The sequence below is a fragment of the Emticicia sp. GW821-FHT11C11 genome (genome assembly GCF_058808615.1).
In genome coordinates this window covers 2,114,347-2,126,705 of sequence record NZ_JBXARV010000001.1, presented here as the reverse complement: position 1 = coordinate 2,126,705, position 12,359 = coordinate 2,114,347, and the positions used below count along the sequence as shown (strand labels likewise).

The window sequence follows — 12,359 nt, the reverse complement described above, 5'->3', positions numbered from 1 at the left end:
ATCTCAATAAAATCCAAATCAGTAATTAGTACCATAGATTCTATATTGCCTACCATAGTTTCAATAATGGGCTTGTTAACTTTGTATCAACAAAACAGATAAGAAAATGAACAAAGTTGAAGCGACCATAAAAATGAAATGCCCCCGCTGCCACGAGGGTGATATATTCGAGACCAAAAATCCGTTTGTTTTTGGTAAAATGACAGCCATGCACAAACATTGCCCTGAATGCCACCTGAGATATGAAAAAGAAGTAGGTTTTTTCTACGGCTCAATGTTTATCAGTTATGCATTTAATATTGCACTTTTTGTAATTGCCACTGTTGCGTATTACCTTTATTTCGAAAGCAGAGTCGACTGGCGTGTGTATATCTGGCTTTATCTGCTGCTAACCTTTATTTTGTTTCCGGTGTTTTACCGTGTGTCAAGGTCATTGTGGTTGCAATTGTTTAACGATTACCAACCCCAGCACAAAGAAGCCGTTCATTGATAAAAGCAAACATGAGCCCAATTAACCATATTCCGGTAGTTGATATATGTAATCTGACCGATTTCAGAGAAGATGATATTCTCATCAGTCGCTTTGCCGACTATCTGAAAGCGCATCATAATCTGCGTTCGGCTCACAGGCATACATTCTATCATTTATTGTTGTTTACCAAAGGAGGTGGCTCTCACACCATTGACTTCAGCAATTTTCCTGTCGAACCCTACCAGATATACTTCATGGTACCGGGACAGGTACACAGCTGGAATTTTGATGGAGAGGTTGATGGCTATGTAATCAATTTTTCCACCTCCTTTTTTCAGTCTTTCCTGCTACGTCCTGACTATCTGGAGACATTCTCGTTTTTCAATGGTATTGCCGAAGACGGAGTCATTCAATTACCTGTAGAACTTCAGAAATCAGTCGTTCAAATCTTTGAAGAAATCATCCGGCAAGCCCCACAAAATAATACATTCAGTCGTGATCTGGTACGCGTGCTGTTGCTACAGGTTTTTCTTGAAATAGACAAGCACACGCATTCAAAGCAACTGCCTTCCATTCCTTCTTTTAATTATACATTGTTGAAGAATTTCCAGAAACTGGTTGAGAAACATTACATCAGCCTGAAACGCCCGATGGATTACGCAGAGCTGCTGTATATCACTCCCAATCACTTAAATGCCCTTTGCAAAGAACACCTGGGCATTACGGCTGGTGAAGTAATCAGAAACAGGGTATTGCTTGAAGCCAAGCGGATGCTGGTCAATCAAAACCTAAGTATATCTGAGATTTCTTATACCCTCAATTTCAGTGATAACTCCTATTTTACTAAGTTTTTCAAAAAATATGAGGGTATCACACCCGAAGAATTCCGGAAAAAGAGTATTTAAGGTACGCTGCTTCTTCCGGAATCCTGTCTTATCTAATATCTATTTGCATTTACACTTTACAAAATTGCATTTTTAAAGGGTATTTTAATTATCCTTAAACTTTTCCGTAAAATATTTAGTTCTCTATTTGCAGAACTAAAAAAACTATTTACATTTGCAACGTCATTCAGAATTAACAATGGACAGTATAAAATTAAGCGACGAAAAATTAGCACTTATTGAAAGACTCGGACTCATATTTGAGTCTGGTTTGCAACCGGCAGCAGCCAGAATAGCAGCGCTGCTTTTGGTATCTGATAAGTTGGAATTGACCTTTGATGAGATCTGTGAAATGCTGAATTTAAGTAAAAGTGCTACCAGCAATGCCTTAAATTTATTGCTTACTATGAACAGAATTGAATACATTACTAAGCCGGGCGACAGAAAACGCTATTTTAAAAGTAATTTGTCAGACTGGAAAGAAACAATGAAAGTTAAATTTCTTGATTTCGACAAGGTGAATAAAATTATGCGCGAGGTATTGAACCAAAGACCACATTCAACGAACGACTTCAACCTGAAACTGGAAGAGTTTATTCAGTTTATGGAGTTTATGAACAGAGAAATCCCGGTTTTATTCAAGAAGTGGGAATTATCTAAAAAGTAAAATTTTTTTGCCCTTTTTAGTTCTTTTAATTCAGAACTAAAAAAATTTAACAAATTCTCAATATTGTACAAAATAATGAAAAAAGTAAAAGTCATACCAATAGCCATCCTTAGTATTATGGTTTCGGCTATTGCGCAAGCACAAGAACCGGCCCCTACTACCTTTACTCTGAAAGAAAGTGTAGCCTATAGCTTAGCCAATAACCCAAGCAGTACCATTTATAAAAATGAAATACTGATTGCCAAGGAGAAAAAAACCGAGGCATTATCAAGTTATCTGCCACAGGTAAACGGTACAGCTACTTTTGACGATAACCTGAAACGCCAGGTTACTGTGCTTCCGGCGGGTGCATTCAGCAAGGAAGAAATCAAGGTTCAGTTTGGTAACCAATATAACACCAATGTGGTGGCACAGGTTGACCAAACCTTTTTTGACAGAACTATCACAGTAGCTAAAGAAGCCAACCGGGTAAATACTTTATTGGCCGACCAGAAATTGCTTCAGAATAATGAAGCCATTGTTTACAATACCGTAACGGCCTATTATCAGATTCTGACGCTTAACGAGCAGGAAAAACTTTTGGTAGAGAATGCAAAAAAATATGAAGAACTGCTGAGAATCCTGAAATTACAATACGAAAAAGGAGTAGCTAAAAAGATTGACTACGACCGCATGCGTGTGAGCCAGAACAATATCAAATCGCAGTTAGCGCTTCTGAAAACCAATCGGGAACTGGCCTTGAACAAACTGAAATTTGCCATGGGTATGGAGTTATCTCATACAATAGCCATTAACGATTCACTCGATCATTCGATGCAGGTGAGTATACCGCTCCAATCACAATTGGATACCAAAAACCTGTTGGACTATAAGATTTTATCAAACAATATCAAACTTCAACAATTAGACGTAGAGCGCAAGAAATTTGCCTTCTATCCTACACTGGCCGGATATGCGCGCTATGGAGCGCAGTCATTCGGTAACGAATTCGGCAAATCTTTCGGTAACTGGTTCGATTATTCATCGATCGGTCTGAAACTAAACATTCCGATTTTTGACGGTAACCGAAAGAAAAGCCAATTGACCCAAAGTAAACTGAGCTTGTTGAATGCAGAAGAAAACCTGAAAATAAGTTCAAGAAACTACGAACTGCAGTTTCAGAATGCCAACACAGCGTTGTTCCGTTCTTACTCAAATCTGAACGATAACAAAGAAACGCTTGACCTGGCTTATGATATCCTGAAAAACACCAGCTTACAATACCAGAAAGGAACCGCTTCGCTGACAGATTTTCTTAACTCAGACTATTCGTACAAAGAAGCACAGAGCAATTACATTTCATCATTATTAAGTTTCTTAACTGCCCGTGTTGATTTAGAGAAATCGCAAGGGAACCTTTCAACATACATTAGTCAATTAAAATAACATCATTTAAAACCAGAGCTTTAGGGCTGTTCAATATATAAAAAAATGAAAACAAGAATCATCACAATAGCTATTGTCGTAGTCATTATAGGAGCCATCTCGTTCAAACTGGCTGCCAATAAAAAGAAAATCGATGAAAGTAAAAAAGTAGTAGACCGCAGCCAGGTTGCGGTATATGTGACCACCACAAACGTGGCATTGCTGCCTGTCAGCGGTAACCTTACACTACCCGCTGTTTTAGAACCTAAAGAAAAAGCTACTATATCCACAGGAACACAGGGTAAAATAGAAACCCTGAACATTGAGCTGGGCTCACGAGTAAGTAAAGGTCAGGTAATTGGTACCATCGATTCAAAGGTGAAACAAATCAATCTGCAATCAACTGAGTTGACTATCAACAAAGCGAAAACAGATTATGACCGCAACAAAGATTTGTTAGCCGGCAACGCCATCAATGAAACTGCCGTAACTGATGCTAAGTATAACTACGAAAACAACCAGTTACAGGCAGCACAATTGAAACAACAAATTGCTGATGCACGCATTATTTCGCCTATCAACGGGGTTGTAACTGACAAAAAACTGACTGCCGGTGAGTATGTAAACACAGGTACTGTTATCGCGTCGCTTGTTGATGTAAGCCAGCTGAAAACTGTGGTGTATGTGAACGAAAAAGATGTATATGAGTTGAAACCTGGACAATCGGCAACCATCACGACTGACATCTACCCGACCAAGACTTTCAACGGTAAGATTATTTACATCAGCCCGCAGGGAGACGACAACCACAACTACAAAGTAGATGTACTGTTAGCCAACGGTAATGCAGCACTAAAAGCCGGTACTTATGTGAAAGTTGAATTTAATCTGAACAAAAGTGCCAATGCGCTGCAGATTCCTAAAAAAGCATTGGGTGACGGTATGAAGAATCCATATGTATTTGTCGTAGAAGGTAAAAAAGCCGTATTACGCAAAATTGTTTTAGGCAGAGAAATCGGTGAAAACGTAGAAGTTTTAAGCGGTTTAAATGAAGGTGAGGCTATCATTACCGAGGGTATCATCAATATTGTAGACGGTAGTAATGTGTTGGTTTCACCTAATAAATAACCCTGAGCCATGTCAATAACAGAATTATCAATTAAACGGCCATTACTGATTACAGTAATTTTCGTTACCCTCATACTCTTCGGCTTTATCAGTTATAAAACATTGAATTATAACCTGTTACCGAAATTCGAAACGAATGTAATTATGGTGCAGACTACTTATAGAGGCGCCGCCTCTGACGAAGTAGAAAGCAGCGTAACCAAACCTCTGGAAGAAGCGGTGTCATCTATTGAAGGGGTAGACATGATATCCTCTTCTTCTCAAGAGGGACTGTCTCTAATTACTGTAACACTGAAATCGGGCTTTAATGTTATCAACGCCCAGCAGGATGCCGAACGCAAGGTGAACCAGATAAAATCGAGACTGCCTGACGATATCGAAGACCCGGTGGTATCAAGACTAAGCCTTGATGACCTGCCGATTCTGAAAGTGAGCGCCACCTCAAGAATACCTCAGACCGAACTTTACGATTTCATCGATTTGCAGGTAAAACCCCTGCTGACCAACGTAGCCGGTGTGGCTCAGGTAAATACTATTGGTGGTAACGAAAGAGAAATTGAAGTGTATTTGGACAACGATAAATTACAGACTTACAATATCTCTTCATCAACCGTAAATCAGGTAATTGCAAGCAGTGGGGTATCTTACCCTGCAGGTAGCATCAAAACCGACCAATCGCGTTTTTCTTTGCGCCTGGATGCAAAACTGAAAAGAGTAGAAGATATCAGAAATCTGGTAATACGCGAAAACGCTAACGGTAGCCGTATTCTATTGAAAGATGTGGCAAGTGTAACCGACTCTCAAACAGAAGCCAGCACCTTGAACCGTATTAACGGTAAACCTGCCATCGGTATTCAGATTATGAAACAGACCGATGCCAATGCAGTAGAAGTAAGTAAAGGAGCCAAAGATGCATTGTCGAAAATCAAGGCAAGTTATCCGTCGAAAGACTTCAATTATGAAATTGCCTCTGACCAGTCGGTTTATACGTTGGCCTCAGCCGATGCCGTAATGCACGACTTATATCTGGCTATTTTTATTGTAGGTGCAGTAATGGTGCTATTCCTGCACAGTGTCCGAAGCTCGTTGTTTGTATTGGTGGCCATTCCATCGGCTATGATACCGACTTTTATTCTGATGTGGGTCTTTGGATTCTCATTGAACTTGATGACCCTGATGGCCTTGTCGCTAGTAGTAGGTATTCTGGTCGATGACAGTATCGTGGTTCTGGAAAATATTTACCGCCACCTTGAAATGGGTAAAGACAAACGCGAAGCATCACTGGAAGGTAGAAATGAGATTGGCTTTACAGCCATGGCCATTACTCTGGTTGACGTCGTTGTATTCTTACCGCTGGCGCTGGCCGGTGGACTGATCGGGAACATCCTGAAAGAATTCTCGTTGGTAATTGTATTCTCTACTTTAATGAGTTTGTTCGTTTCATTTACCCTTACGCCATTGTTGGCATCAAGATGGAGTAAACTGGAAATATTGAATAAAAAGACACTATGGGGTAAACTGAATCTGGGCTTTGAGAGCATCATAGACAAGATTCGTGAGATGTACATCAGCGCATTGAACTGGTCATTGGGTCATAAACGCTATGTGTTTATCGGTATTATCCTACTATTTGTTGCTACTTTCAGTTTGCTTTCGAAAGGCTTTGTAGGCGCATCATTCATCGGTAATGCTGACCGTGGTGAGTTGTCGATTCAATTAGACTTAGCTCCTGAAACACCGTTGGTGCAAACTAATCAGGCCGTAGCAAAAGTGGAAAAAATGCTTTTGGATAGACCGGAAGTAACGAACGTTTTCTCAAACGTAGGTACACAGGCTTCAGTAGTTGGTAACTCTTCTAACAGTAACCTGGCGGAGATTACAGTAACCTTGGTTGATAAGCATGACCGAAAGATTTCAACTGATGAATTCGGACAGGAGATGCGTGACAAGATTTCGCAGATTCCGGGTTTGAGTGTGAATATTCAGCCGATTTCGGCTACCGGTAACGCACAGGCGCCAATTACCATTGCCGTGAAAGGCACTGTGATGGAAGATGTGGTAAAAGCCGCAGCCATAGTGAAACAGATTGTTGTGAAAACCCCGGGTACCGATTATGTGAAATATAGTACGAAAAGCCCGAAAACAGAGGTTGCCATTAACATTGACCGCGACAAGATGTCGAAACTGGGGTTGAGTATTCCGGAAGTAGGTTCGGCTGTTCAGATAGCCTTCCAGGGTAATAACAACACGAAATATAAAGATAAAGGTGAGGAGTACGGAATCAATATCATTTTCGACAAATCGGATAAACGAAATATTGATAACGTAAAAAATCTGACCATCCGTAATAACCGTGGAGCAATAGTGAAACTAACTGACTTTGCCAATATTACTGAAATTGTGGGGCAGTCGATTCTGGAAAGAACTGACCGTCTGAGCTCAATCAAGATTAACTCAGCAGCTGTAGGTCGTCCGTCTGGTACTATTGTTGAAGATATCAAGAAAGATCTGGCAAAAACCAAACTGCCTGAAGGTGTAATTATTGATTACCTCGGAGACGCCAAAAATCAGGGTGATGCCTTCGGAAGTTTAGGCTTGGCAATGGGTATCGGTATTCTGTTGGTTTATCTGATTATGATTGCTCTTTACGAAAGTGTGGTGTATCCGTTTGTGGTGTTGTTTTCCATACCGGTGGCTATGATTGGAGCCATTCTGGCACTGGCGCTGACCATGAACTCATTAACCATATTTGCTATTCTGGGTCTGATTATGTTACTCGGGCTTGTTTGTAAAAACGCCATTCTGATTGTAGACTTCACCAATCACTTAAAGAGTGAAGGAATGTCAACAAAAGAAGCTTTGATAGAAGCAGGTAAAGAACGTTTGCGCCCTATCTTAATGACAACCCTGGCCATGATATTCGGTATGTTGCCGATAGCATTGGCATCAGGTGCAGGTGCAGAAACGAAAAATGGTATGGCGTGGGTAATTATTGGGGGCTTAACAAGCTCAATGATTCTGACTCTGATTCTGGTTCCGTCGGTGTATCTGGTAATTGAAGGATGGAGAGTAAAGGTTAACAAACTCTTTGGTGGGGACGAAAAGAAAAAAGCCAAAACCAAAGTGCAAGAGGTTGAAACGGTTTAAATGATGTCAAATAATAGTTGAATGAATAAAGCGGGTGAGGTTTCATCCGCTTTTATTTTTTTACGCTGTCAGCCTATTGCAACTTAACGTGCTTTTGTGAGTTTTTCCTTATCCGTTTGAGTGTAAGTTGCATAAGATGCAATCAATATTGCTAATACCACCAACGGATAAATGATATTGCCAATCGGGTCGTTTGCAGCAATGTGTGCAATAAAGGCAGATACAAAGCTAATTGACAAACCGATGTAGGCGGTTTCTCTCAATAAACGAACCGGAAGCCAAAGTGCAATAGCTGCCATAAATTTAGCGATTGCCAACTCCACTCTGAAATAATCAGGAAAATCCAAATGCTGAAATGCTCCCTTTAATTCAGGCTTTGTCAGATAAGCATAAGTAGAAAATAGCATGGCAAAAGAAATGAGTCCTGTAGTTGCGTAATAAGTAATTTTTCTTGCGTTCATTTTTTAGTTTTTGCTGCAAACTTATGTATATTTGCTAACAAATAATTAGTAGTAAACTAAAGGTTAGCAGTAACCTTTTTGTTATCACATCAAAAAAAATGGAGGAATCAGCAGAAAAAAAAGTAGTTTTTTCTGAAGCACAATGCAACAAGCATTTGTCTGCAACAGAAGACGCTTTGTATGTAATAGGCGGAAAGTGGACCTTAAGAGTTATGATTGCGTTACTAAGCGGACAAACACGTTTCAATGAATTGCAGCGCACCATCAAAGGGATATCGGCCAGAGTACTTTCAGGCGAATTGAAAGATTTAGAAATAAACGGTTTGGTGAAAAGAGTAGTACTTGCTAATCAAAAACCTGTGATAGTAGAATACGTGCCTACAGATTACAGCAGAACATTGAAAGACATCATTTCGACTTTGGCTGATTGGGGTGCGGAGCACAAAAAGAAAATTACTACTGAAGAATAGTCCTTTCTGACACATTGAAAAGGGCAAAGCAGACAGTAATAAAGCAAATTGGAAGTCAAGAGCAATTACAAAGAAAAAAAAGCTAGTCCGGAGATGATTACAATAATGCCTGAGATGAAAATCAGCACATAATTTCTTATCTTATTTTTAAATAGAGTAAGTATTTGCCAGGCGAGAAATACAAAAAAGGAAAGAATAATAATCAAAACTGTAACCATAAAAGGAAAACTCAAAACGATATATGTATCGTGCAATTGAAACTCAATATTGTTTTTCGATATCAAATATCCCAATACAATAGCAATTATTGCTATGCCCAACAGGGCTCTGACTTCATTCTTCATCCCCTTTTTTTGTTTTTTATTTGTATTGATATCAATAGGTCTGAAATCGCCTTGTGATTTATGCATAAATAAAGCTTCATCACAAATAACTACTCTTCTACCCGCTTCATTCTCGAAAACGGAAAACCGTTGCAGCCTTTACGAGGATTTGCCCGGTCAGCTATCCTCACGGCTTCTGCCGCTTCTGCTGTTGGTGCATTATAGGCGCTCAGGCAAAAACCCCATAAGAACGGGTTCATGTTTTCGAATGTCATGAAATCAATTCTTGTGTATAAACCCCCATCGGCCGTATTATTTTTGTCATTGCGGGCTATCACATACTGCTCTTTTTCATTCCATTTAATGATGTGATATCGAGCATTAGGTTTTTGCAACCAAAGTGAATCATTGATGGTATAGGTGATTTTGTAATCGTCCATAAAGCTACCCTTTAGCATTTCCGGCGCTTTGGTTTGGGCATGCAGGCCGATACAGAAACATAGATAAGCGAGAATAAAAGTTAACTTTTTCATATAGCAATATTATTATAAATCTGAAATCAATTACAAACTTTTAAGTCCTGTTTTCCAGCTATAAATCCGCTTAATGGCAGGGTTTTTCGATAATTCTTTAACGCCATTATCGGTTACTTGAGTTTCATTAAGATTAACCGCTTCAAGATATTTTAAGCCCAGCAGTCTTTTGCAGATTTCATCAGTGAGCGCGTTCTTTTCTAAACGCAGTTTTTCTACATTGCTTAAATCTTGCAGGAAAGTTAAATCTGCATCTGACAAGTTGTTATCCGATAAATTGAGCCATATAATATTTTTAGCCAAAGCTTTCAATTCCGGCTGACAATTGGCCAACTGCACTGCTGACTGCGCAGGCAAAGTCAGATCGAGCATTACTGGTTTTTGCAACATCACCCTTACTACAAAACCTTTTTTTCTCAGGCTTTCTATTTGCGTTCCATTGGCTGTTAGTGGTATATCGTGGTTAATCTTTTGCTCAGTTCTACTATCTTCTGCTATGGCATCCTTATCGTCTAAACCTAAAAAGGAAGCAATCTGAAGGCCAATCTCTTTGTTACTCTTTAATTCGGTCAGTTTCTTGTTTTCGGTTGCCTGTGCTTTTTCAATCCACCATTTTATGATTTCCGTTTCTGTTTTCGATAAGGGTGTTTTGCCTTCAGTTGGCATAAATTCTTTGTTGTCAGGAGCCAAAGTAATTCTTTTATATAATTCACTTTCAGTCAGGCTACCCGCCACAATGGCGGCCCCGTGTTTTCCTCCTTTTCTTAAATCAGTCAGCGTTTCTATTGAAAGATTCCCTTTCTGTTTGCTTCCTTGATGGCATTGCCCGCATTTTTTTTCTAGTATAGGTTGAACCACATCTTCAAAAATATATGCGTCTTCAACCTTATCAGGTTTTATACGCTCCTGCTGAAGTAGAGTTTTCATTGACAGGTAGTCTTTCCCATGCGTTAGCGTGCCTCCCTGATGCCCGCTAAAACTAACTAACACAAACAGAATTATCAACGCCAATGAATAAATCCGGGGCTTTATACAATGCTTAAACTGTGTAAGACTAAACAGATATAAGATGCCCGACAGAACGGCAACACTAATGCCCGAAACTTTATGGCTTTTGAGTAATTTAAAATTATAATCGCCAGAGAAAGATAAGATATACCCCAGAATACAAGCCAGTGTGGCGGCTGTAAACCCCGCTAAAAGCGTAATAGAAACTGCCGCTTTGAGGTTGGTATACTTTGGCACATAAGCCATAAAATTGAATAGAATAGCCAGAAGGAGAAAGCCTATTGGTAGATGAACAATAAGTGGGTGTAGCCTGCCTAAAAAGGTAGTGATATCTAATAGAATCATCTTTAAGCTAAAATATCTTTCACAACTTTACCGTGAACGTCTGTCAATCTGAATCTTCTTCCTTGAAATTTATAGGTTAATCTTTCATGATCTATACCCATTAAGTGCATTAAAGTTGCTTGAAAATCATGCACATGCACAGGGTCTTTAATTATATTATAGCTAAAGTCATCGGTTTCTCCATAATTAAATCCGGCCTTTATGCCTGCGCCTGCCATCCACATGGTAAAACATCTCGGGTGATGGTCGCGCCCATAATCATCTGCGGTCAGCTTTCCCTGCGAATACACCGTACGGCCAAATTCTCCTCCCCAAATCACTAAGGTATCTTCTAATAACCCTCTTCTCTTTAAATCTTTTATCAAGGCCGCTGTTGCCTGGTCAACCTGTTTGCATTGCTGCGCAATGCTTTTAGGAAGCCCCCCGTGCTGGTCCCAACCCTGATGATACAATTGCACAAATTTTACGTCTTTTTCCAGCAGCTTACGAGCCAGAAGACAATTGGCAGCATAAGTACCCGAATCGCGACTGTCAGGGCCATATAAATCAAATACTTCATCAGGCTCTTTTGAGATATCCATTACCTCGGGCACGGAAGTCTGCATGCGATAAGCCATTTCATATTGCGCTATCCGGTTATCAACTTCAGGGTCTCCGTAAACTTCATTTTGCAGCTGATTGAGTTTCGATAAGTAATCAAGCATTTCTTTTCTGTCTTTCCCATCATATCCTTCCGGGTTATTCAAAAACAACACAGGGTCTTTGCCGGAACGAAACTGTACGCCCTGATGCCTGGACGGCAAAAAACCATTTCCCCACAAACGTGCATACAGAGGCTGGTCTTTCGGTGCATTTTTAGAAACCAATACCATAAATGTCGGCAAATTATTATTATCCGAGCCCAAACCATAGCTTATCCACGAACCGATTGACGGTCTTCCCGGTAATTGGTTTCCTGTTTGAAAAAAGGTAATGGCAGGATCGTGATTAATAGCTTCTGAATAAATAGATTTAATGACGCACAAATCATCAACAACACTGGCTGTATGAGGCAACAGATCGCTTACCCAAGTCTGGCATTTACCATATTGCTTAAAGTTAAAAATAGACGGCACCACCGGCAAAATGCTCTGGCTGGCACTCATGCCTGTTAATCGTTGACCTTTACGCACAGAATCAGGGAGATTTACACCTGCCAGTTCAACCAGTTTAGGTTTGTAATCGAAGGTTTCAAATTGAGAAGGCCCACCACTCATAAAAAGGTAAACTACCCTTTTAGCTTTGGGTGCAATATGAGGTAATGCCCTTAATATTTCTTCTTCAAAATTGGCCGAATTTTCAGCAACTGGTTTTGCTCCAAGCCCGAAAAGCTCTTTTGAACCCAACAAAGAACCCATAGCCAAAGCACCCAAACCCAATGAGGTTTTGGTCAGAAAAGTTCGTCTGTCTAATTGCTTATTGAGTCGATTAAATTCGGGTGTATTCAATCTGAACTCTTCATCATGGTGCTCTGACAT

11 protein-coding genes are annotated in these 12,359 nt (G+C 39.9%); 7 read left to right on the top strand and 4 right to left on the bottom strand.

What is annotated here, in order from left to right; translation table 11 throughout:
• Positions 1-106: 106 nt before the first annotated feature.
• The 6 genes from AC1RRY_RS09065 to AC1RRY_RS09040 all read left to right on the top strand — a co-directional run bounded on the left by AC1RRY_RS09065 (position 107) and on the right by AC1RRY_RS09040 (position 7,702).
• Entirely contained in the window at positions 107-490 is a 384-nt protein-coding gene (locus AC1RRY_RS09065; protein ID WP_492816258.1) for a DUF983 domain-containing protein, read from the top strand.
• A gap of 11 nt (positions 491-501) precedes the next feature.
• Positions 502-1,377 carry a helix-turn-helix transcriptional regulator gene (locus AC1RRY_RS09060; protein WP_492816260.1) on the top strand — a complete coding sequence of 292 codons (876 nt, stop codon included), beginning with the start codon at positions 502-504 and terminating at the stop codon, positions 1,375-1,377.
• Between the two features lie 178 nt (positions 1,378-1,555).
• Positions 1,556-2,023: a GbsR/MarR family transcriptional regulator gene (locus tag AC1RRY_RS09055; protein ID WP_492816262.1), complete on the top strand. Its 468-nt coding sequence runs from the start codon at positions 1,556-1,558 to the stop codon at positions 2,021-2,023.
• Between the two features lie 75 nt (positions 2,024-2,098).
• Entirely contained in the window at positions 2,099-3,448 is a 1,350-nt protein-coding gene (locus tag AC1RRY_RS09050; protein WP_492816264.1) for a TolC family protein, read from the top strand.
• Between the two features lie 45 nt (positions 3,449-3,493).
• Entirely contained in the window at positions 3,494-4,555 is a 1,062-nt protein-coding gene (locus AC1RRY_RS09045) for an efflux RND transporter periplasmic adaptor subunit (RefSeq protein WP_492816266.1), read from the top strand.
• A gap of 9 nt (positions 4,556-4,564) precedes the next feature.
• Positions 4,565-7,702 carry an efflux RND transporter permease subunit gene (locus AC1RRY_RS09040; RefSeq protein ID WP_492816268.1) on the top strand — a complete coding sequence of 1,046 codons (3,138 nt, stop codon included), beginning with the start codon at positions 4,565-4,567 and terminating at the stop codon, positions 7,700-7,702.
• A gap of 83 nt (positions 7,703-7,785) precedes the next feature.
• On the opposite strand, the gene AC1RRY_RS09035 is transcribed toward AC1RRY_RS09040, so the two are convergent.
• On the bottom strand, positions 7,786-8,163 hold the full coding sequence (locus tag AC1RRY_RS09035) for a DoxX family protein (RefSeq protein WP_492816270.1): 378 nt from the start codon (positions 8,161-8,163) through the stop codon (positions 7,786-7,788).
• A gap of 98 nt (positions 8,164-8,261) precedes the next feature.
• Between AC1RRY_RS09035 and AC1RRY_RS09030 the strand changes: the two genes are divergently transcribed.
• Complete coding sequence (locus AC1RRY_RS09030; RefSeq protein WP_492816272.1) at positions 8,262-8,633, top strand: winged helix-turn-helix transcriptional regulator; 372 nt, start codon at positions 8,262-8,264, stop codon at positions 8,631-8,633.
• A gap of 433 nt (positions 8,634-9,066) precedes the next feature.
• Here the strand turns inward: AC1RRY_RS09030 and AC1RRY_RS09025 are convergent, their stop codons facing one another.
• The 3 genes from AC1RRY_RS09025 to AC1RRY_RS09015 are packed head-to-tail and all read right to left on the bottom strand — an operon-like array spanning position 9,067 to position 12,359.
• Positions 9,067-9,489, bottom strand: coding sequence for a hypothetical protein (locus tag AC1RRY_RS09025; protein ID WP_492816274.1), 423 nt, complete (start codon positions 9,487-9,489; stop codon positions 9,067-9,069).
• Positions 9,490-9,519: 30 nt separating this feature from the next.
• Positions 9,520-10,842, bottom strand: coding sequence for a c-type cytochrome domain-containing protein (locus AC1RRY_RS09020; RefSeq protein WP_492816276.1), 1,323 nt, complete (start codon positions 10,840-10,842; stop codon positions 9,520-9,522).
• 2 nt (positions 10,843-10,844) lie between these two features.
• Entirely contained in the window at positions 10,845-12,359 is a 1,515-nt protein-coding gene (locus AC1RRY_RS09015; protein ID WP_492816278.1) for a DUF1501 domain-containing protein, read from the bottom strand.